The organism is Cryobacterium lyxosi (genome assembly GCF_004403345.1).
Lineage (GTDB): Bacteria > Actinomycetota > Actinomycetes > Actinomycetales > Microbacteriaceae > Cryobacterium > Cryobacterium lyxosi.
In genome coordinates, this window is sequence record NZ_SOGT01000012.1 from 371,387 (window position 1) to 393,272 (window position 21,886).

At 64.2% G+C, this 21,886-nt stretch carries 17 protein-coding genes; 10 read left to right on the top strand and 7 right to left on the bottom strand.

The genetic code is table 11. The features are described from left to right. Positions 1-188: 188 nt before the first annotated feature. Both E3T27_RS11495 and E3T27_RS11500 read right to left on the bottom strand, forming a co-directional pair. On the bottom strand, positions 189-3,887 hold the full coding sequence (locus E3T27_RS11495; protein ID WP_241992227.1) for a S8 family serine peptidase: 3,699 nt from the start codon (positions 3,885-3,887) through the stop codon (positions 189-191). A gap of 350 nt (positions 3,888-4,237) precedes the next feature. Next, entirely contained in the window at positions 4,238-5,452 is a 1,215-nt protein-coding gene (locus tag E3T27_RS11500) for an NADP-dependent isocitrate dehydrogenase (RefSeq protein ID WP_104198517.1), read from the bottom strand. 158 nt (positions 5,453-5,610) lie between these two features. Between E3T27_RS11500 and E3T27_RS11505 the strand changes: the two genes are divergently transcribed. After that, positions 5,611-6,063 (top strand): GNAT family N-acetyltransferase, encoded by a 453-nt coding sequence (locus E3T27_RS11505; RefSeq protein WP_104198392.1) that lies wholly within the window; start codon positions 5,611-5,613, stop codon positions 6,061-6,063. An 18-nt stretch (positions 6,064-6,081) separates the two neighbouring features. After that, the gene (locus E3T27_RS11510; RefSeq protein ID WP_134572876.1) at positions 6,082-6,441 is read left to right on the top strand and encodes an MGMT family protein; all 360 of its coding nucleotides are present in this window, start codon (positions 6,082-6,084) and stop codon (positions 6,439-6,441) included. Between the two features lie 48 nt (positions 6,442-6,489). Here the strand turns inward: E3T27_RS11510 and E3T27_RS11515 are convergent, their stop codons facing one another. After that, complete coding sequence (locus E3T27_RS11515) at positions 6,490-7,506, bottom strand: LacI family DNA-binding transcriptional regulator (protein ID WP_134572878.1); 1,017 nt, start codon at positions 7,504-7,506, stop codon at positions 6,490-6,492. Positions 7,507-7,757: 251 nt separating this feature from the next. Between E3T27_RS11515 and E3T27_RS11520 the strand changes: the two genes are divergently transcribed. The 3 genes from E3T27_RS11520 to E3T27_RS11530 all read left to right on the top strand — a co-directional run bounded on the left by E3T27_RS11520 (position 7,758) and on the right by E3T27_RS11530 (position 11,598). After that, positions 7,758-8,993 carry a sugar ABC transporter substrate-binding protein gene (locus tag E3T27_RS11520; protein ID WP_104198395.1) on the top strand — a complete coding sequence of 412 codons (1,236 nt, stop codon included), beginning with the start codon at positions 7,758-7,760 and terminating at the stop codon, positions 8,991-8,993. A gap of 92 nt (positions 8,994-9,085) precedes the next feature. Beyond that, complete coding sequence (locus tag E3T27_RS11525) at positions 9,086-10,699, top strand: ABC transporter permease subunit (protein ID WP_104198396.1); 1,614 nt, start codon at positions 9,086-9,088, stop codon at positions 10,697-10,699. Beyond that, on the top strand, positions 10,696-11,598 hold the full coding sequence (locus E3T27_RS11530; protein ID WP_369831177.1) for a sugar ABC transporter permease: 903 nt from the start codon (positions 10,696-10,698) through the stop codon (positions 11,596-11,598). The genes E3T27_RS11525 and E3T27_RS11530 overlap by 4 nt, the downstream gene beginning before the upstream one ends. Before the next feature lie 45 nt (positions 11,599-11,643). On the opposite strand, the gene E3T27_RS11535 is transcribed toward E3T27_RS11530, so the two are convergent. Next, positions 11,644-13,272, bottom strand: a complete 1,629-nt coding sequence (locus E3T27_RS11535) for a DUF4389 domain-containing protein (protein ID WP_134572880.1) — start codon at positions 13,270-13,272, stop codon at positions 11,644-11,646. Between the two features lie 145 nt (positions 13,273-13,417). Between E3T27_RS11535 and E3T27_RS11540 the strand changes: the two genes are divergently transcribed. From E3T27_RS11540 to E3T27_RS17365, 4 genes are all read left to right on the top strand, one after another. Beyond that, positions 13,418-13,807, top strand: a complete 390-nt coding sequence (locus E3T27_RS11540) for a cupin domain-containing protein (protein WP_134572882.1) — start codon at positions 13,418-13,420, stop codon at positions 13,805-13,807. Positions 13,808-13,871: 64 nt separating this feature from the next. Continuing rightward, positions 13,872-14,657, top strand: coding sequence for an alpha/beta fold hydrolase (locus E3T27_RS11545; protein WP_134572884.1), 786 nt, complete (start codon positions 13,872-13,874; stop codon positions 14,655-14,657). Next, a complete protein-coding gene (locus E3T27_RS11550) occupies positions 14,654-15,118 on the top strand; it encodes a MarR family winged helix-turn-helix transcriptional regulator (RefSeq protein ID WP_134572886.1) in 465 nt (154 codons plus the stop codon). The genes E3T27_RS11545 and E3T27_RS11550 overlap by 4 nt, the downstream gene beginning before the upstream one ends. Positions 15,119-15,304: 186 nt before the next feature. After that, entirely contained in the window at positions 15,305-15,556 is a 252-nt protein-coding gene (locus E3T27_RS17365; protein ID WP_420898065.1) for an HIT family protein, read from the top strand. Between the two features lie 210 nt (positions 15,557-15,766). On the opposite strand, the gene E3T27_RS11560 is transcribed toward E3T27_RS17365, so the two are convergent. Both E3T27_RS11560 and E3T27_RS11565 read right to left on the bottom strand, forming a co-directional pair. Beyond that, positions 15,767-17,572, bottom strand: coding sequence for an ABC transporter ATP-binding protein (locus E3T27_RS11560; protein ID WP_134572888.1), 1,806 nt, complete (start codon positions 17,570-17,572; stop codon positions 15,767-15,769). Continuing rightward, positions 17,569-19,431, bottom strand: coding sequence for an ABC transporter ATP-binding protein (locus E3T27_RS11565; RefSeq protein ID WP_134572890.1), 1,863 nt, complete (start codon positions 19,429-19,431; stop codon positions 17,569-17,571). The genes E3T27_RS11560 and E3T27_RS11565 overlap by 4 nt, the downstream gene beginning before the upstream one ends. Before the next feature lie 552 nt (positions 19,432-19,983). Between E3T27_RS11565 and E3T27_RS11570 the strand changes: the two genes are divergently transcribed. After that, complete coding sequence (locus tag E3T27_RS11570; protein ID WP_104198521.1) at positions 19,984-20,706, top strand: DedA family protein; 723 nt, start codon at positions 19,984-19,986, stop codon at positions 20,704-20,706. Between the two features lie 23 nt (positions 20,707-20,729). Here E3T27_RS11570 and E3T27_RS11575 read toward each other — a convergent pair whose 3' ends face one another. After that, entirely contained in the window at positions 20,730-21,809 is a 1,080-nt protein-coding gene (locus tag E3T27_RS11575; RefSeq protein ID WP_134572892.1) for a Glu/Leu/Phe/Val dehydrogenase dimerization domain-containing protein, read from the bottom strand. Positions 21,810-21,886: the final 77 nt, after the last annotated feature.

Genomic DNA, 21,886 nt, shown 5'->3' on the forward strand with positions numbered 1-21,886 from the left:
CAGCAGGAACGGTTCGCTGTTCCGATGCGCGGGACAGTTCGCTGGTGACCGTAGCGCGCTGACCGCCCTGCGGATAGGGGCATTCCGCAGGTACGTCCGGCAGCGGTGCGCGTTGGCGCGCACCGCAAACGCACCGCAGCATCCGCTTCGAAACGGATGCTGCGGCGCGCGCCTGGCCCTCGCCCCAGCTACCGCACAGTCAGCGTGCGCGGCTTGCTCGTCGCCGCGGCCACGAGGTCGCTGCCCGCATACTCCGCGGTCACCGTGTAGGTGCCGCGGTTGAGGTCGGTCAGGGTGAGCGACCCCCGACCCATCTGATCGAGGGCGATCTCGTAGCTCTGGTCATCGACCAGAACCTGCACCGTCTTAGGCTGTACTGAGCGCGGGGCGTCGGTCTGCACCGACACCTCGAATTTCACGCCCGTCGAGTGCGGATTGGCCCTCGAATCGATCTTGAGGTCAACCGTGGCACCGTACCTCACAACGACCCCGGCCGAGGTGGCCGTGCCTGCCGGCAACCCGTCGGCCCGTGCCGTCACGACCACGGTGAGCATCGTGCCGCCGAGTGAGTTGGTCGGCGTGTAGTCGGCTTTGGTGGCCTTCTTTACATCGCGACCATCGGCCTGCCATTGAAAGGAGTACTCCACCCCGGCGACATCCCACAGACCGGGATCGGCGGTCAATTTCTGGCCTACCACCGCGGTGCCCTCGATCGACGGCAGGGCCGTGTTCACGGGTGCCTCCGGGTCGGGCGCTGCTCCGCTTTCGACCGACACGACCGTTGACACCGAGCTGGTGCCATAGCCGACGAGCCCGAGATACCCGGTCTCGGGCGTCAAGCCAGACCAGGACAGCGCGTACGTTGCCGTAACGCCCTGCTGGCCCAAAATGACCGGCGGGTCGGCCGCGAACGACCCAGCATTGGCACCGGCGAGCACCGAGTAGGTGTTGACGTCGAACGCCGTCGTTCCGCTGTAGACCGACGCGATCACCTGGTAGAACCCGGCCTCCGGAGAGACCAGGTCGATCCGTTCATCGGCCGATCCGGTCGCGGACTGCCAGCCGGCGACCGGAGCGCCGCCGTCGCCGTCCAGGCGATAAACAATCAGGTCGAGATCGGCGGTCTCATCGAGCGCATCGAGGTCGAACCGGGCGAGCTCGGTACCCTCGGGCACCTCGACCTGGTAGCGGAACTCCTCGCCGGCGGTGCCGGTTCCAGTGGTCGGGCTTGACGGGTCGGCGGCGTCGCTCTGGTGCAGCCCGGCCGCGAGGCCGATCAGGTTGAGTGCCACGTCCCCGGTGGCCCCGGGGGTGATCGACACGTCGACCGAACCATCCACCCCGGTGCCGTCCGCGGTGGCGGGGGCGACGAGCGTCACCGGTTGGATGGCAACGGGGCTGTGCACAACAGTGCCCGCGCCGCTCACCCAGTTGAGCGAGCCGGTCGAGAACTCGTCGAGCGGTGCATCCGTTCGGGTGAAGGTGACGGTGTAACTGGCCGATTCACCCGCGGCACCAAAGCTCAGGGTGCTGGGCGAGACCACGGCGTCGATGCCCGGCACCGTTACCGGCTGGGCGGTGAAGGTGGCGGCCTCGGTGCTCGTGACGGTGCGGGTGATGGTTTCCGGCGCGGTCAGTGACCCGATCGCGATGGAGGCCAGGTTGAGGTTGCTCGGGTCCACCGGGTCGGCGCCGACGTCATAGCCGATGCCTTGAATGTAGGAGTACCAGTCCGCTGTGTCGTTCAGGTAGAGCAGGCCCGGTTCGAACATCTCTGTCGGGTCGACGTGGCCGGCCCCCTGGGTGAACGGGTCCGTGACGGCGATGCCGTTAGAGTCGACCGTGTCGTAGGCGCTCGTCATCAGGGCCGACTTGATCTCGCCCGGAGTGGCGAGTGGTCGTTCACCGAGGTACAGCGCGGCGAGTCCGGCAATCTGCGGACTCGACATCGATGTACCCGAGAGGAACTGCCAGGTCGGCGGGCCATCTTGGGCGTTGGGACCGTCGGCGACGATGGCCACACCGGGCGCGGTCACGTCGGGCTTGAGAATGTCACTGCCGTCGGCGAGTACCGGTCCGCGGGAGGAGAACCCGGCCACCTGCGGAGTCGGCGGTGTGTAGCTGGTGGTGTTGCCATCGGTGAACACGACGGATGCACCGGCGCTGCCCGCGTAGCCAAACGCCGCGTCCCAGTACGGGGCGTCGAGGTGAACGGTGGGTACGGCGTGCTCGTCGGTGTCGACCGAGCCGGGCACGCGGTTCACCAGGAGCATGCCGATGCCACCGGCTCTCAGTACCTCGGCCGATTTTGCTACCCGGCCATAGACACCGCGTTCACAGAACACGATGACGCCGGCAACTTGCGCGGCATCGAGCGAATCGGGGCCGCAGAGCCGGGCATCAGCCGGGTCGTGGCCGGCGACGGCGACGAGGTCACCACGCACGAGCGGAGCGGCCAGCGGGGTAGCGCCCGGGGTACGGTCAACCGAGATCGATCCGCCCGCGTATGCTGTGCCGTCGCCGAAGGTCGCGGTGGCTTCGTAGCCGGGGATGGTGCTCGCGGCGACCGTGGTGATCCACGGGGCGGCATTGTCGAGCGTGGACGCACCGGGACCGGAGTTGCCGGCCGAGGCCGCCACGAAGATGCCGGCGGCAGCGGCGCCGAGGAAAGCCTGGTCGGTCGGGGAGACCGTAGTGTCGGCCGCTCCACCGCCGATCGAGTAGTTCAGCACGTCGACGTTGTCGGCGACCGCCTGGTTGATGCCGGCCAGCAGGTCGGAGGTGGCGCAGCCGTCGTCGGTGGACCGCGTCGGGTCGGGGCCGGACCAGCACACCTTGTAGGCGGCGATCTTCGCCGCCGGGGCGACACCGGAGATGAGTCCGTAGTCGAGTCCGCTGATGATCGCGGCCACGTCGTGGTTGCCGCCGGCGGTGCTTGCGGTGTGCGAGCCATGGCCGTTGCCATCCCGCGGTGAAAGGTATTCGCCGGTGTCGGCAAAGCCGATACGATCGGCTCCGAAGCCGGTCACGAAGTAGCGCGCACCAACAATCTTGGTGCTGCAGTCGCTCGGGGCAAACTGCACCCCGGTGACGCACTCGCCGGTGAAGGTGGCGCCGTCGCTCTTGGTCATGGTGATCGTGTCACCGTCGAGGTAGGGAGCGCTGCCGGCCGTGCTGCCGAGCGCGTCACCGGCAAAGGAGGGGTTCTCCGGTGCGAGGCCGGTATCGAGCACACCGATGACGACGCCCGCGCCCGCGGTATCGGTGCCGCCGGTGTTGGCCCAGACGCCGTCATCGCCGGAGAGTCCGAGAAAGTCGGTCGACGGGGTCGCTGTCACGTGCTTGAGCTCGTCGGGGGTGATGGCCACGACGTCTTTCTCGGCTGAGAGCGCCGCGGCCTGCTCGGCGGTCAGTTCGGCGGCGAACCCGTTGAGGGCGAGCGTGTAGGAGTAGTCGATCGTGGCATCAACGGATGCCGCCACCTTCTTCTGCTTGCCACTTAGGTAGCCGGAATAGCTCGCCGAGGCGCGACTGCGCGGGTCGAGGCGGGCGCCGGCATCCGGGGTGGTCGGGGCGAACCCGTAAACCCCTCCGGTGTAGGTGGCGACAGCATCGTCGGCCAGGGTCACAATGTAGCGACCATCGGTGAAGTCGGTGGCCGATGCGGCGATGCCGGCGCCGATGCTACCGCCAAGGCCCGGGGCCATCGGGGCGGCTGCGGCGCCGCTGACGCCAACGAGGGCGCTGGCGGCGACCAGGGTCATGGTGACACCGAGCGCCATCACTCCGCGTCCCCGGGGCTGCGCGAGTGGTTGGTAGGTGGCGAAGCGAGGAGCGAAATGCGGGCTTTCGGGCGGGAGTGCGATTCGCCTGAAGTGTGATTTCACGTGCGTGTCCAATCCGATCGGAGTGCGCTGGCCGCTTTGCCGCAGTTGGGGGCAGAGCGTGATCGTGAACGTATCGCACGAGCTCAGCCCCCGTACAGTGCGCAGATTGCTCGGTAACACGATCGTTACCTGGGCGAGTGCACAGTCCGGGTCGTTCTAAGCTCCCGAATCAGACCGGTCTGTCTACTGCTGGGTGTCCCGGTCTGTCCGTTTTTTCGCGCGTTTCGGCAGCGGCCGACGCCGCCGCTCCGTCCCCCACCCGGATACATCCGCGACCGGCATCCACTCGCAAATGCACAAAGGCCCCGACCAGGACTGGTCAGGGCCTTGAGTGCTACTGCTACCCGCGCTTACGCCAGGCGGGTCTGCAGGTTCTCGGCGAGCGAGGCGAGGAACTCTTCGGTGGTTTGGTAGCCCTGGTCGGGGCCGACCAGAAGCGCGAGGTCCTTGGTCATCTTGCCGCTTTCGACGGTCTTGATCACGACGTCTTCGAGGGTCAACGCGAACTCAGCCAGGGCCGCGTTGTTGTCGAGCTTCGCGCGGTGCGACAGTCCGCGGGTCCAGGCGTAGATCGACGCGATCGGGTTGGTCGACGTGGGCTTGCCGAGCTGGTGCTGGCGATAGTGACGTGTCACAGTGCCATGGGCGGCTTCCGCTTCGACGATCTTGCCGTCGGGGGTGGAGAGCACGCTGGTCATGAGGCCGAGCGAGCCGAAGCCCTGGGCGACGGTGTCGGACTGAACGTCGCCGTCGTAGTTCTTGCAGGCCCAGAGGTAACCGCCCTCCCACTTCATGGCTGAGGCGACCATGTCGTCGATCAAGCGGTGCTCGTAGCTGAGGCCGGCCGCTTCATAGGCGGTTTTGAACTCGGCGTCGAAGATGTCCTGGAAGATGTCTTTGAACCGACCGTCGTAGGCCTTGAGGATGGTGTTCTTGGTCGAGAGAAAGACCGGCACGTTGCGCTCGAGGCCGTAGGCCAGGGTGGCGCGAGCGAAGTCGGTGATCGACGAGTCGAGGTTGTACATGCCCATGGCGACGCCGTCGCCAGGGGACTCGAATACCTCGAACGTCGACGGCTCGCTGCCGTCCTGCGGCGTGAAGGTCATGCTGAGCGTGCCCTTGCCCTTGAAACGAAAGTTGGTGGCTTTGTACTGGTCGCCGTAGGCGTGGCGGCTGATGATAATCGGCTTGTTCCAGCCCGGCACCAGGCGCGGGATGTTGGAAATGACGATCGGTTCACGAAAGATGGTGCCGCCGAGGATGTTGCGGATGGTGCCGTTCGGCGAGAGCCACATCTTCTTGAGGCCGAACTCTTCCACTCGGGCTTCGTCGGGGGTGATGGTCGCGCACTTCACCCCGACGCCGTGCTTCTGAATGGCGTGGGCGGCGTCGATCGTGACCTGGTCGTTGGTTTCATCGCGCTTCTGAATCGAGAGGTCGTAGTACTCGAGGTCAATATCGAGGTACGGGTGAATGAGCGTTTCTTTGATGGCGTGCCAGATGATGCGGGTCATCTCGTCGCCATCGAGTTCGACAACTGTTCCCTCAACCTTGATCTTCGACAAAAATTTCTCCTCTTTGTTCAGTGTGGCCGTCACGACCATCGACGAGCTTACTAGAAACTCACAACTATCTTGACATCGAGATAAATTTGCGAGTGAATTGCGGGTACCGAAGCTTTGATCGACTACCGGCGACCCCGGGCGCACGTTAGCCTGATCACATGGGTGAGCTGACGCTGGAAGAACTATCCGCACGCAACATCGTTGCGGCCAACAACCTGAGCCTGAAGCCGGGCCAGGAGCAATTCATTGCACCGGTCTCGTATTCCGTTGCCGCTTCGGTGATCAACCCAGCCACATCGTGGCAGCGCGTGGTACTTCTCGGCGGCGTCGTCGCCGGGTTCATCCACGGCAACTTCGACCCTAACTCCGAGCACGAAGAGTTTCGCGCCTGCATCTGGCGCATCAACGTCAACGCTGAGACCCAGGGTCAGGGCGTTGGCAAATTCGCCGCCGAGGCGCTGGCCGCTGAAGCCCGCGATCGTGGTTTCGATCACGTCAACGTCATCTGGGAGCCCGGCGCCGACGGCCCGGAGGCCTTCTTCCACCGCCTGGGCTTCGTCGACGTCGGCGAGACCCAGTACGGCGAGGTCATCGGTTCACTGAAGCTCTGAGCCGCGTTCAGTCTGCGCATGGCCACGCCGGAGCCCGATGACTTCGTCTCGCGGGTGCTCGGCGTGGTTGAGTCCATCCCGGCGGGTCGTGTGATGACGTATGGTGCAGTGGCGGCGGAGCTCGGCTCCCGTGCCGCCCGCGCTGTCGGCCAAGTCATGGCTCGCTCTGGCTCTGACGTGGCGTGGTGGCGGGTGATTCGCGCCGGCGGGCATCCGCCGATCGGGCACGAGGCCCAGGCGCTGCCGCACTACGAGGCCGAGCACACGCCGCTGCTCTGCGTGGTCAAGGATAAGGCGACAACGGATGCCGTCTACCGCGTCGACTACGCCGCTGCCCGCTGGGCGCCGTGCACGAAATACCAGAGCGCAGTGGACTAGGCCCAAGCCCGCCAAACAGCTGCAGCGGGGGTAAAACCGTGGTGCAGGTTACATTGCTGGACGAGCCGTACTGCCCCGCACGATGAGTTCGAACGGCATGTTGATATTGAGCCCAGTGCGCGACTCCGGGTGCGGTCGGAGTTCTTCCATGAGCACCTCCACGGCCTTCTCGCCCTGCTGTTGCGGAAACTGTGCCACGGTGCTGAGCCCGAAAAAAGCTGCCAGTTCATGGTCGTCGACACCGATCACCGATACGTCCCCTGGCACGGCGAGGCCAAGGTCGCGCGCGGCCAGAATACTGCCGATGGCCATTTCGTCGGAGGCGGCAAAGATGGCGGTCGGGCGTTCGTGCGGCCGCCCAAGTAACTGCTTGGCCGCCTGATAGCCCCCGGCAGTGGTGAAATCGGCCGGACGAAAATCATCGCGGCGCGCCTCAATTCCCGCGGCCACGAGGGCGGCCTCGTAGCCGAAGCGCCGGTTGGTCGGCAGGTTGAAATCCAGATCGAATGCCTTGTCACCACCGATGTGCGCGATGCGGGTATGGCCGAGTGCAATGAGGTGCTCCGTCGCGAGACGGGCGACGGCGAGATCGTCTACGGTGAGCGTGCGCACGCCGGCCAGCGGACCGCCGACGCCCACGAGGGGCTTGTTCAAAGCGTGCAACCGGGCCACCTCGTTTTCGGTGAGCTCGAGTGAAACCGCGATGACAGCATCCACTCGCTGACGCAGCAGAAAGTGTTCGAAGACGCTGCGGCGAGCTTCGAGTCCGCCGGTGAGGTTGTAGAGAGTGAGGTCGTACCCGTGGCGTTGCAGCGCTTGTTGGGCGCCTTCGACGACACTCGCGAAAAACCAGTGATTTAAAAACGGCACGACCACGCCGATATTCTTCATGCGCCCGGACGCCAGGCTGGACGCGTTCGACGACACGACATACCCCAGGTGCGTAGCGGATGCCTCGACGCGCAGGCGGGTGGCTGGCGACACGTGATGACCGCCGCTGAGCGCCCGTGACACGGTGGCCGTGGATACTCCGGCGTGACGCGCGACGTCTGCAATATTGATCATGAAGTCCTCAAACGTGCCGCCCTCGTTGGTGGCGCAGTTAATATGTTACACATTTTATAGACACTGCAAGCGATTGCAATATGATTCGCCCCCGATGCGAGTGACGGTTAGTTTGTTGTCATTTTGTGACCTAATTAACCCGATTTTGGACTAACCTCAGTGCAGGCTCGTTGTGCAATCGCTTGCAAAACGAGCCGGTCATAGCCGGTCTGCACCGCTGCAGGCACTATTTTGCGAAAGGCTCCACACCAATGACGGTGAATACCAAGAACCTGCTCCGAGTCGGCGCTCTCGCGGTCGTCGCATCTCTGGCCCTGGCCGGATGCTCCCCCGCGTCGTCCGATAACACCAACAGTGACAACTCGTCTACCAACACCTTGACCGTGTGGGTTGACGCCGAACGAGTCGAGGCCCTGAAACCCGCCGCGGCCGCTTACACCGAAAAAACCGGTGTCGAGGTCGATCTCGTTTCGAAAGACAACGCCACTCTCAAGGACGATTTCATTCAGCAGGTACCCACTGGCAAGGGTCCCGACATCACCATGGGCGCCCACGACTGGCTTGGCGAACTGGTCACCAATGGGGTCGTGAGCCCGATCGAACTCGGCGACAAGGCCGACGATTTTCTCCCCGTCGCCATCACAGCGTCCACCTACGACGGCCAGGTGTACGAGCTGCCCTATGCCGTCGAGAACCTCGCCCTGTTGCGCAACGCGGACCTCGTCCCCGAGGCGGCCAGCTCCTACGAGGACATGATCGCCAAAGGCACGGCCGCCGGGGTCACCTACCCGTTCCTCGTCGAGCAGGGTGTTGACGGTAACCCGTATCACCTGTACCCATTCGAAACCTCCTTCGGCGCTCCGGTCTTCGGCACCAACGCTTCCGGTGGTTACGACGCCACAAAGCTCGAGATCGGCAATGCCGGCGGCGAGGCGTTCGCGAGCTGGCTCGCCAGCCAAGGCAAAAACGGTACCGGGGTGTTCAACACCGAGATCACCGGTGACATCGCCAAGACCGCGTTCACTTCCGGCGACGCGGCCTTCTGGCTGACTGGACCGTGGAACGTCGGCGCTGCGCTCGAGGCCGGCATCAATCTCGCCGTCGACCCGATCGCCGCTCCGTCAACGGGTACTGCGGCTCCCTTCGCCGGCGTCAAGGGATTCTTCATCAGCGAGCAGAGCGCCAACAAGGTCGCCGCCAACGACTTTCTGGTCAACTACATGGCTACCGAAGAAGTACAGACGGCATTGTTCGAGTCAGGACAGGTGCTTCCCGCGCTGAAGGCATCCGTTGAAGCTGCCTCGACCGATCCCGTGGTTGCCGGCTTCGCTGCCGTAGGCGCTCAAGCCGTGCCGATGCCCGCCATCCCTGCCATGGGCCAGGTCTGGCAGTTCTGGGGAATCGCCCAGGCCGCCATCATCAACGGTGAAGATCCGACCGTCACATGGCAGAAACTGGCCGCCGACGTGCAGGGCGCCATCGGCTAGAAAGCGTACGTTCCCGCGCTACCCCAATGGCTTGTGGCCGCCCGTCCGGCGGCCACAAGCCAGATACCCGTTCACCGTTTGAAAGCAGAACTATGCGCACCGATGACACCGATGCCAGCACAACGAAACCGTCGAAGCGTCACCACCGCGCCGCGATGATCGCCGAGGCGGCGTCCGGCGGCCTCAAAACCATCCTGATCAAAATCACGCTCCTCGGCATCGTAGACGCGATCGCCCTCTACGGATTGTTCATCCTGTTCCTTCAGCAGCAGTGGATCATCTTCGGGCTCGTCGCCGCGGTCACTCTGGTCGTCAACTGGATCTATTTCACGCCCGGCAAGCTACCGGCCAAGTACCTCACCCCCGGCGTCATCTTTCTCGTCGTGTTCCAAATCTTCGTGGTCGGTTACACGGCCTACATCGGCTTCACCAACTACAGCACCGGGCACAACAGCGACAAGGCGCAGGCCATCTCGGCGCTGATGAGCAGCGCCCAGGAGCGTGTGCCCGACTCCCCCACCTACGCGGTGACGGTACTCGACCAATTCGGCACCCTGAGCTTTCTGGTCACCGACCCCAACGGTGAGGTCAGCCTCGGTTCGGCCGACAGCCCACTGTCCCAAGTCAACAACGCCACCATCGACGGCGGCGAGGGCGTCGGCCTCACCGGCTACACGACCCTCAGCTTTCAGGACATCCTGTCGCGCACCACCGAAATCACGGCCCTGGCGGTGCCGTTCTCCGATGATCCGAACGACGGCGCCCTGCGCACCAACGACGGGAGTAGCGCGTACCTGTATCTCTCCTCCCTCGTCTACGACGAGCAGGCCGACACGATGACGGATGCCAAAACCGGCACCATCTTCACCGACACCGGTGACGGCGCGTTTGTTTCCGCAACTGGCGAGGAGATGCTGCCGGGCTGGCGCATCAACGTGGGATTCGACAACTTCGCCCGCGCGTTCACCGAGGAAGGCATCCGTACCCCGCTGATCAGCGTGACCCTGTGGACCATCACCTTCGCCACGCTGTCGGTCGCGACCACGTTCTTCCTCGGGCTTTTCCTCGCGATCGTATTCAACGACATGCGCATGAAGGGCCGTAAGTTTTATCGTGTCGCCATGATCTTGCCGTACGCTTTTCCCGCGTTCCTGTCCGCGCTGGTCTGGGCTGGAATGCTCAGCGAAAGCTTCGGCTTTGTAAACCAGGTTCTACTCGGCGGCGCTGAGATTCCGTGGCTGACCAATGCGTGGTTGGCCAAGATCAGCGTTCTCGTGGTGAATCTGTGGCTTGGCTTCCCGTACATGTTCCTGGTCTGCACCGGAGCGCTGCAATCCATTCCGGCAGAGCTGGAAGAAGCGGCCACGGTCGACGGTGCCAAGCCCTGGGCGGTGTTCCGGCTGATCAAGCTGCCACTGCTCCTCGTCTCCGTTGCCCCCCTGCTCATCGCATCGTTCGCCTTCAACTTCAACAATTTCAATCTCATTTACATGCTCACCGGCGGCGGGCCGCGCGATGCCGCGGCCGATGTGAACGTCGGGGCCACCGACATCCTGATCTCGATGGTGTACAAGGTCGCGTTCACCGGTCAAGCGCGCGATTACGGACTCGCCAGCGCATTTTCGATCATCATCTTCATTCTGGTTGCGGTCATCTCCGTGGTCGCGTTCCGCAAGACCAAGGCACTCGAGGAGTTGAACCGATGATGTCTGTCGACGGGGCCACGCGGGTAATCCCGCTCAAACGTCCGTTCACACTTCGGCGCTGGTTTGCTCGCACCGGCTGGCGTCACCTGGTGGGCATCGTCATGGTCGTGTTCTCCGGCTTTCCGCTGCTGTATGTGCTGTCGGCGTCGCTCAATCCGCAAGGCACCCTCACCGGATCGAACCAGTTGTTCTCGCGCATCGGCTTCGATGCCTACGCTCGTATTCTCAGCACGCCCGAAGCCCCCTTTGCATTGTGGTTCGGCAACACCATCGTCATCGCTGCGACGACGGCGATCCTCACCGTGTTCCTCGGCGCCCTCGCGGCATATTCTTTTTCGCGCATGCGCTTCACCGGTCGCCGCGTGGGGCTGCTCACCCTCGTGCTCGTGCAGATGTTTCCGCAGCTGCTCGCCGTCGTTGCGATCTTTCTGGTGATGAGCACGATCAGTGATCTCTTCCCGGCAATCGGCCTGAACACGCAGATCGGGCTGATCATGGTGTACCTGGGCGGAGCTCTCAGCGTGAACACGTACCTCATGTACGGGTTCTTCAACACCATTCCCGCATCGATCGATGAGGCCGCCAAGATCGACGGGGCCAGTCACGCTCGTATCTTTTTCACGATCATTCTGCGACTCGTCGCCCCGATTCTGGCGGTGGTGGGGCTACTGTCGTTCATCGCGACGACGAACGATTTCGTGGTCGCCAGCGTGCTGCTGATCGACCCGGACAAGCAGACCCTCGCCGTTGGGCTGTACCGGCTGGTGTCCAATCCGAACTACGCCGACTGGAGTGCTTTTTCGGCCGGGGCAGTGCTGGCCGCCCTGCCGGTGATGGCGTTGTTCCTCTACCTGCAGAAGTACATCGTGGGCGGCCTCACGGCTGGGTCGGACAAGTAGCGAACGGCTGGCCCGACCGCGGCAAGTCAAACGGCCCGGCACTGTCTACAGCGTCGACCCAGCGGGCGTTTGAGCGGCGGTTTCGGTGGCAGGCTCGGTCGGGCCCTGATCCAGTCGGAACGGCGGGTATTCGTCGCGCAGCAGCGCCGTGTACGTCACGACGCGAAACACCCAGCGGTTGACCCCCATGATGACGTTGAACAGCGGCCGCTGATACCGGCCGGTGAACAGCAGGATAACCCCGGCGACCACGACGAGAATGCCGAGGAGCGACACCCCGTCGGTTCCGCCAGCACCCGCGCCGCCGTCGCCTCGCCAGGGGTAGGCCCCGGCCGCCCCGCCGCCGACGAGTACCGTGAGCAACACCAGGTGCGGAATGGCGAGCAGCCAACTCTTCACGAGCACGAGGCCGCGCGACAGTCGCTCGGGGTATTCGACGTCGAAGTCGGCGGGGTAGTCGGTGCGCGCGAGGGTGAATGGCGGGTATCGGTCGGTACCGAGGGCTGAATAGGCGTAGAACAACACGCGCCAGCTCCACCGCAGCACGCCCACGTTGAAATGAAAGATCGAACGCGGGTAGCGACCGGTGAACAGAATCGCAAACGCCGCCACCACCGTCGTGACCAGGAACGCGAACCACAGGCCGGCGAGCAGTACGAAGTGCGGAACGGCCAACAGCCATTTGATCAGCCACAGGCCACGGGACAGCACAGGGTCGAGGTCCCCGGTCAGTGCTGACGGATACACGGGTTTGACCGAGTCAGAAGCGCCCAGAACGGATGCCTGTAGCGCGGTCGCCGCCCGGGCGACCCGCTGCGGGGCGACCGGGCCTGTCGCATCCACTCGGCCGAAGGCGGGCGGCTGCACTGGCGCGCCAGCATCACCGAAAGCACCGGGCGCGCCCGGCGTCGGCGTGAGCCTTCTCCCGAGGCCGATGGCACCGAATACGACGAGAAGAACACCGAGCAGAAAAAGGATGCCACCGCCCAGGACGAGCCCCATGCTGATCGGCCCCAGCAGATCGGTGTGGACGCCGGCTGCGAGGTTCACCGCGATTCCGGGCCTGGCGTCGGCATTCATCACCACGACCGACCAGTCGCCTGCGGCGGGTTTCCAGATGATCTCCTGAGCTCCCGAGCCCGCTGCAGATTCGGTCCAGAAAGTCTGGTCGGCGGGAGCGGGGGGCGTTTGGGTGCCGGGAACGTCGAGGTAATCGACCCGAAACGGTGACGTCTGCACGTCACGCAGCTCGCTATGGTTCACGTCGGCGAGGTACGCATCGACGTCGGCGCGTGGCGCAATGCCGATGAACACGTCCCGGTCGGTCGCGACATTGCTGGCTTGCAAGCGCAGCGTGGCCAGGTTGAATCCGACTCCGGTCGGCACATTGAAGTCTCTGCCAATGTCAAAATTCGGCGATGTGATCGCGGACGAATCGGTCGTGAAGGTCTCGGCCTTCGACGTGAAGTATCCATCATTTCCCTGGGCCGCCGTGGCGACGGCGAGCGACGTTCCCCCGGACAGCATGCCAGCACCGACCATGCCCAGCACCGTGCCCAGAACGAGCATGATGATCGCACCCGGGCCTGTCCCTGACCGTACGCGACCGGGAGTTGTGGGCGCTGAATCGGAAGGGGGCAGCGCGGGTCGGGTAGGTGAATTCAGGTTACTCATCGTCTGGCAGCCTTTCTGAAAACGTTTATGCCCCGGGAATGAACGTTCGATTCCAGCATGCCCCACCTCCGCACGCCTGACCAGTGACCAAAGACCCGACTGTGGTTTGCTGTGCAGGCCTTCGGCGCGGTGCTACCGTGCTGACATGCAGAGCGATCCGGTCGTTACCAACCCGCAGTTCTATCGGGTGATCTTTGAAAACGAGCGGGTGCGGGTGCTCGAGTACCTCGACCGGCCCGGCGACGAAACAACGCCGCATCGGCACCCGGACAGCGTCATGTTCACCCTCACGGCCTTCACCCGGCGGCTGACTACCGATGGTCGATCCGTCGACCTTGAGCTCCCGGAGGGCGTGGCTCGGTGGCTCCCCGCCCAGGAGCATGCCGGTGCGAACATCGGAGAAACGGCCACGCATACCATTTTCGTGGAACTCAAGGAACCTGCCCCGGATCCACTCGCCCCCGGCTCCCCCGAGCCCCTCGGTCCCGTTGGTCCCCTCAGTCCCGCTGATCCCCTCAGTCCCGTGCCCGATTGAGCTGACCGACTCGACTGGAGAAGCCATTGGCTATCCGGCTGTCGCTGTGCGCTACATTAATGACATGTCATTCAATGATGCATTATCTAATCTCGGTGGGACAGTTCTCCCGACAATCGTGTGCGTGCCGTGCTTTTCGGGTGCGCCGTGGGACTTAGCCGCGCTCCCCGGTCTCGTTGGTCTTCCAGCGCGCACAATGCGACTGCCAGAGGACGTTGCTGACGTTGAAAGTTACGCCACTGCCCTGGCTGAACAGGTTCACGGTCTCACGTCGTACGTTCTGGTGGGAGATTCGTTCGGCGCCGTCATTAGCCTTGCCCTCGCCGCCCGGCAGCCGGCAGGCCTTGTGGGACTCGTGCTTTCCGGAGGCTTCGCCGCAAACCCGCTCCCGAGATGGAAGGGCATCGCCGCGAAACTGTCGAGGTTCGCCAATGGCGCCGTCTACGGGCACGGCACGCTGCGGTTTCACGCCTTCCAGCTCGCTTCACACTTCGACGCCGAGGCAGAAGTACCGCACACTCAAAACGACTACCGAGACCTCTTTGTGCAGAACACTCCGCGATCGAGCTACACGGCGCGAGTGACGTCCATCACCCGCTTCAATATGATCAACGACCTGGCACGAGTTGATGTACCAACGCTCGTGCTGACGCCAGCAGATGACCGACTGGTCGGCGCGGAAGCTGCGCGCCAACTGCTTGACGGCATTCGCGGCTCGTCGGAGATCGTGTTGCCCCAAACGGGTCACATGTTCCGCTTCACTCATCCCACCCTGTATTCGAACGCCATCCGCACCTTCGTCGACAGCGTCCAAGGGGTTCGCGATTCGGCCGAATTCAGCGCATCATGAATGCATCCGAAGAGCTGCGATATCTCGTTCTCGCAGCCCAACGTGACGGCAACCGGATCCTTCTCGATCTGCTTCGCCCCCTCGGTGTATCACCATCCCAAGCTGAGGTGATTCGGGTGGTGGCCGATCACGGTCCTCTTTCCTTGGTCGACCTCGGAGTGTTGCTTGTTTGTGAAACCGGCAGCCCCAGCCGTCTGGTGGATGGTCTGGTGACCGCGAGCCTGCTCGAGCGGATACCAGCGCTCGACGACCGGCGCCGAGTGATCCTCTCCCTGACGGATACCGGTCGGGAGAAAGAAGTCAGTATTCGGGGCGTCGAAGCCGTACTTCATAGCTTCATCGAGCAATCGATGACTGCTGTTGAGATTGAGAGCGTCAACACGTTACTGCGCAAGTTCGTCTCTGGCCGCCCGGCCGGAATCGCGGTAGACCGCCGCTCGACAACATCTGCGGCAAGTTGAGGTGCACTGTCCCGCGGAGGGTTCCCCTTGCGTGCGTGGCGCTCGAGCTGTTGGTCATTCCGGCGCCCGTGCCGCAGCGGCGTACGCTCCGACCGTTCGAGGCGGCGAGCGACGCCTCCGAATTAGAGGTCCGGATCCGTTCATGTTGCATGCAATATCTGTCACCGTGTTGTGACCACCCTTGTGGTGCCGAAGCAGCATGTGAAATATCTGTGGGATCTGCACCCCGACATGGCTGCGTGTCTCGGAGTGGGCTTGCAACGGGTGGCTCGGCGACTGGAAGACCGCCTACAACCCGACGGGCTGACGTTGTTTCAGTCCAACCGATCGGCTGGGTGGCAGACAGTCTTCCATGCTCATTTTCACCTCGTCCCTCGTTCCGAAAGTGACGAATTGGTTCCGTCGTGGACGAAGCGGGATGGCGACTACGAAGACTAGACGTCCACCCGCACGGTTCACCTGCCGCTAGCGCTGAGCACACCTGCGGGTCACGAAACGGCGGTCTCGAACAGGTCGCCGGGGACAACCCGCAACCGGGTCATCGGCACGAGGACTACCGAACCCGACGTTCGATGTGCACGACCGTCGTGGTCCGAGAATGGTCCGTTTCCGGGAGCGACGAAGACGCTCGCCGTCTCCCTGGAGTGGCTACACGAGAGACTCGCGCCAGGCGGCGTGCATGGTCGCGAAACGGCCGGTTCCCGAAATGAGGTCATTCGGGGTTCCGTCCTCCACGATGCGACCGTGTTCCATCACGAGCACCCGATCGGCGATCGCGACCGTCGACAGGCGGTGGGCGATGATCACGGCCGTGCGATCAGCGAGCAGGGTTTGCAACGCCTCCTGCACGAGCCGTTCGCTCGGGATGTCGAGCGACGATGTGGCCTCATCGAGGATGAGCACCGCCGGGTTGGCGAGAAAAGCGCGCGCAAACGAGATCAACTGGCGTTGTCCGGCTGACACGCGCCCGCCACGCTTGTTCACATCGGTGTCATAGCCATTCGGAAGATTCTCGATGAATTCGTGAGCACCGACGGCAGCCGCGGCAGCGCAAATTTGCTGCGCCGAGGCATCCGGTTTGCCGATTGCGATGTTCTCGGCGACCGAACCGCTGAACAGGTAGGCCTCCTGGGTGACCATGACGATCGCGCGCCGCAGGTCTTTGGGGTGCAGGTCACGCAGGTCTACGTCATCGAGCCGAACCTGGCCATCCGTCGGGTCGTAGAACCGGCTCATCAGCTTGGCGAGCGTCGACTTACCGGCTCCGGTCGACCCGACCAGAGCGATGGTCTGCCCGGCCGGAATATCGAGGTCGAAGTGCGGCAGGATCTCCCGATCCGCCTGATACGCGAACTGCACGTTGTCGAACCGCACCCGACCATGAGCCTCCCAGAGGTCCACCGGGGCGACTGGATCGGGCACGCCAGGGCGCTCCTCGAGCACGCCGGAGATCTTCTCAAGCGCCGCAGCGGCCGACTGGTAGGAGTTGTAGAACATCGCCATCTCCTCCATCGGGTCGAAGAACCGGCGGGTGTAGAGCAGCGTCGCGAGCAGCGCTCCGATGGCCAGCTGGCCGTCAGCGACCCGAAAACCGTTGACCAGCAACACGGCCGCGACCGTCACGTTGCCGATCAGCACGAGCCCAGGGTCGAACACCCCGAACAGCTGGATGACGCGCGCGTTGACCATGCGGTAGCTTTCGACGAGCTTGCCGAATACGGTCTCGTTGTGCTTCTCGGTGCGAAACGCCTTCACCGCGCGGATGCCGGTCATCGTCTCGACGAAACGCACGATCAGGCTCGCCGACGCGACCCGCGACTGCCGGAACAGACTCTGCGAGCGCACCTGGAACCAGCGCGTGAGAATGACGAGCGGAAGCACGGCGCCGAGCAGCACGAGTCCACTGGTGCCGTCGAGCAACACCAGGGCGATCGCGGTGAACGACATATAGAGGATGCCCTGCACCAGCTGGTTGATGCCGGAATCAAGCAGTTCGCGTATGGCATCGAGGTCACTGGTCTGGCGCGAGATGATGCGGCCGGAGGTATACGACTCGTGAAATTCGAGGCTGAGCTTCTGCGTGTGCAAAAATACCCGCTTGCGCAGGTCGATCAGCACGGCCTGGCTGATGCGGGCCGACAGCACGGTATACCAGGCGATCAGCAACGCGCCCAGCACCCCGGCCACGAGATAAACGCCGCCGGTCGCAGCCAGCGGCAGCCAATCCTGCTCCAGCAGCGCGGGCAAGCCGCGGTCGATGCCGAAGGCAATCAGCGCTGGACCGGAGACCTGGGCGGCAGTCGAGACAACCACCATGAGCATGGCGAGCACGACCTTGGCCCGCACCGGCAAGAGGAGCGAGCCGAGCAGCCGCAGCGAACGCGCGCGAATCTGCTTGCTCTCGGCCTTGGTGAAGTTATGGCGTTCCTCGCCCTTGACACCACTGACGGTCACAGCTTTTCCTCCGCTCGGTTCGATTCTCTGCGTTCTTCGTCTTCGAGGCTGGAGATGACGAAGGTGTAGTGCGCGCTGGTGCGCAGTAGCTCGGAGTGCGTTCCGACGGCGGTGATGCGGCCGTCTTCGAGCAGTGCCACGCGGTCGGCGAGCATGACCGTTGATGGTCGGTGCGCCACGATGAGCGCTGTGGTGTCGACGAGCACCTCGCGCAGCGCGTTCTCCACGAGCGATTCGGTGTTCACATCGAGCGCCGACAGCGGATCGTCGAGAATGAGAACGGATGGCCGCGCCGCGACCGCGCGGGCAAGCGCCAGACGCTGCCGCTGCCCGCCGGACAGGCTCATTCCCTCTTCGCCGACGAGGGTGTCGACGCCGAGGGGCAAGTCGTGCACGAAATCGGCCTGCGCGATCTGTAGGGCCTGCGCGAGTACGGCATCCGCTTCGGGGCTGCTGTCGGCCAGGTCGGCGCGACCGAGCAGAACGTTGTCACGAACGGATGCCGAGAACAAGGTGGCATCCTCGAATGCCATCGCGAGGTGGCTGCGCAGTTCCTCGCGGCGCAGCGCCCGCACGTCGACACCGTCGAGCGTCACGGCGCCCGCAGTCACGTCATACAGCCGGGTGGTGAGGGCCGTGAGTGTGGACTTGCCGCTTCCAGTGAGGCCGACGAGCGCCATGGTCTCCCCCGGCTCGAGAACGAGGTCGATGCCGTTGAGCAGGTCAGGAAAGCGCTCGGGCGAGTCCGGGTAGCGAAAATGCACGTTATCGAACGCGAGCCGGCCGAGCGGTGCCGCCACGGTGGCCGGTTCCTTCGGGTCGGTGATCTCGTTCGGGGTGTCGAGAATGTCGAAGAAGCGGTCGGTCGCAGTGCGCGCGTCGAAGGTCATCGAGAGCAGGAACCCGATCGATTCCACGGGAAACCGCAGCACGGTGGCGGTGGCGAAGAAGGCCAGCAGCTCGCCGCTGCTCAGGTCGTCCTGGCTGGTGAGCCAGACGCCGACCACGAGGCAGAACGCGAATGCAACGTCGGGCACGAGCAGCAACCAGAGCCAGATGCCCGCAATGGCGCGGGCCTTCTCAATCTCGGTGCCGCGCAGGCTTTCCGCCTGCGAGGCGAAGTTCTTCAGCGCGAACGACCCGCGGCCGAACGCTTTGAGCACGCGAATTCCGTGCACGGACTCTTCGACGGCGGTTGCGAGGTCACCGGCCTGGTCCTGGCTGCGCCGGGCGATCACGGAGTACTTCTCCTCGAAGACGTAGCCGTAGATCCAGATCGGAATCGAGCAGACCACGAAAATCACGCCGAGGAGCCAATGCATCCAGAGCAGAATGACGACGCCGACGACGATTGTGAGGAAGTTGACCACGAGCAGCACGAGCCCGAACGACACCCAGCGGCGAATGAGGTTGAGGTCGCTCACCGCGCGCGAGAGCAGCTGCCCGCTCGGCCAGCGGTCGTGAAAGCTCACCGGCAGGTCCTGCAGCCGGGCATAGAGATGGTTGCGCATGCGCGCCTCGATGTGAGTGCCCGGGGTGAGTACGAACCAGCGGCGCAGGGCGATCATGATCGCCTCGAGCACACCGAGTCCGAGAACCATCCACACGGCTGGCCAGATTTGTACGGCGCTGTCGCCGTTCCCTACCGCGCTGAGCGGGCCGTCGACGAGCCAGGCCAGCACCTGCGGTATGGCCAGGGCCACGAGACCGGCAAGAAGCGCCGCGACCATGCCGCAGTAGATGCGCGGCAGGGCCGGTTTGGCGTAGGGGTGGAGCCGTTGCAGGCTGCGAAAGGTGTTGCTGCGTACTGGGGCGTCATTGGTGGGCGGCGGCGGTGCCTTCGATGCGGTGGTGGTCATGGTCCAGTCCTGATTGTGGTGCGGCCGCGCCTCGGGTTGCGCCGGGCAGGGGATGATTCTGGTCGCCGATAGCGTGCCGAAAATGGGCTGGCAGTGCCAACGAGAACGTACCGCAGTGGTGAGGTGCCCTGCGCGGCGGTAAGGCGCGGCGGTAAAGCGCGGCTGAGTTGGCTCACGGGCACACATGCTGAGTGCCTGCCCTGATGAGCAACTGCGAAACTAGCCGGCGCAGGTCACCACGGCGGCGGCGCGGGTGGTGAGGCGGGCAGGGAAAGAAGCGCCAAAGGAAGCGCCGTGGTTCGCAGCCGTTGCGAGCGTGATCGGTGCTGTCTTTGTCATGTCTGCCTCCTGGGCGCCTCAAGTATGTCTGTCACATGCCCCCGGAACAGGCAGCCTTTCAGAATATTGGGAAACGGGGGCAGAACACAAGTATTTTCTGAACCGGGAGCATCCGCTCGCCGGGCGGGCATGCCTGCGTCGAGCCCGGACACCCCCGCATATCCCAGCATCACGTCCCGTAGTCTGGAGTCTGCGCCTCTCGTTGGCATGGCCATGCCCCGCGCTCGCTTGTTGGAAGGATTCTTCATGCTGCCCACCCTGTTCGGAATCGATTTTCTCGACTCTGAGTGGCTGATCCACTCGTTTGGATCATTCGTGCTGCTGGGCGTCGCCGTTATCGTGTTCGTCGAGACCGGTTTCATCGTGTTGTCGTTCCTCCCGGGCGATTCGCTGCTGTTCACCGTCGGACTGCTTACCGCGACCGGCGTCGTGCCGCTGCCTATCTGGGTGACCTGCCTGGTCGTGTTCGTGGCCGCATTCGCCGGTGACCAGCTCGCCTACGTCATTGGCCGCAAGGCCGGTCCCGCAGTGTTCTCGCGTGAGAAGAACCGGTTCTTCAACCCGAAGAATGTCGAGCGCACCAACGCCTTTTTCGCCAAGCACGGCGGTAAGTCCATCATTCTGGCCCGTTTTCTGCCGGTCTTCCGTGCCTTCGTGCCGGTTGCCGCGGGCGTCGGCAAGATGCGCTACCGCAGCTTTGTGACCTACAACGCGATTGGCGCCTTCGCCTGGGGCGTCGGCCTCACCCTGATCGGTTTCTTCCTCGGTCAGATCGCGTTTGTCGAGGCGTACTCCGAGTACTTCATCATCGGCATCATTCTGCTTTCCGGAATTCCGATCCTCACCGAGCTGGCCAAGGCCGGTCGCACCACGCTGAAGGAGCGTCGTGTGGCCGCCCGCGTTGTGCCCACCATCCCGGTCGACCTGCGCGAATAAACCTTGTTCCTGCCGTGAGCAGCCTAGCTGGCGGCGTTCAGGCGGGTCACGGCGAGCAGTTCGGCGGCCGCGAGGGTCGTGATCTCGCTCGCGCTGGCATCCGTGAAGATCTGCGTGAGCACGGACCCGATGCCCGCAACGCGCTCGGTGATCTTGGCGCGATCGGCGTTCGGTTCGCTCGCCAGGTCAAGGTAGACGACGCCGCCGGCGTTGACGACGAAATCGGGCGCCCAGAGAATGCCCCGCGCATTTAACTGGGCGGCGCCGGCCGGATTCTCAAGCTGGTTGTTGGCTGCGCCGCAGATGCCGAGCACGTTCAACTCCGCGATCACGGCGGATGTCAGCACACCACCGAGGCCGCACGGCACGAACAGATCGGCATGCACCCGGTGCGCATCAGCGACCGGCACCCAACGGGCGCCGAGTTCATCGGCGAGGGCGCGCTTGTCGGGGTTGATGTCGGTGACGGTGAGGGTGGCGCCAGCAGCAGCGGCGGCCGTTGCAACGCGGCCACCAACCTGGCCGAGGCCCGAGATCACCAGGTGGCGGCCGCGCACCTCGCGACTGCCGAACAGCGCCTCCAGGGTGGATTCGATGCTCGCGTACACGCCGGCCGCTGTGGCATCCGCTGGCTCGCCGACGCCGCCGCTCGCGGCAGGCAGCCCGCAGACGTGGCTCGTGCGTTCGGCCACGATGGCCATGAGCTCGGCGCTCGTTCCGACGTCTTCGGCCGTCATGTACGCGCCTTTCATGCTCTCGATGGCATCGCCGAGGTCGAGCATGGCCAGCCGCTTCCCGGCGTCGGTCAGCACCGTGCCGAGCGGCAGATAGATGACGCACTTACCACCGCCGCGGTTGAGACCGGCGGCCGCGTTTTTCAGGGTCATGGCCGCGGAGAGGCGCAGGGCGTCGGCGACCGCGTCGGTCCAGCTTGCGTACTGCCAGAGGCGCGCGCCGCCGAGGGCCTGGCCGAGACGAGTCGAGTGGATGGCCACCGTGATCATCAGCCCAGATCGTTTTCCCGTTTCGATCAATACTTTTTCATGGGAAAGTGGAATCTGCGCGAGGGAATCGAGGGCTGCTGCCGGGTGCGTGAGGGTCATGGAAACTCCGTTGTTTCGGGCCTTGTGGGCCGAGTGTGGCGGCGCCGGTGTGTGGCACCGCCGCGTTCAGGATAACC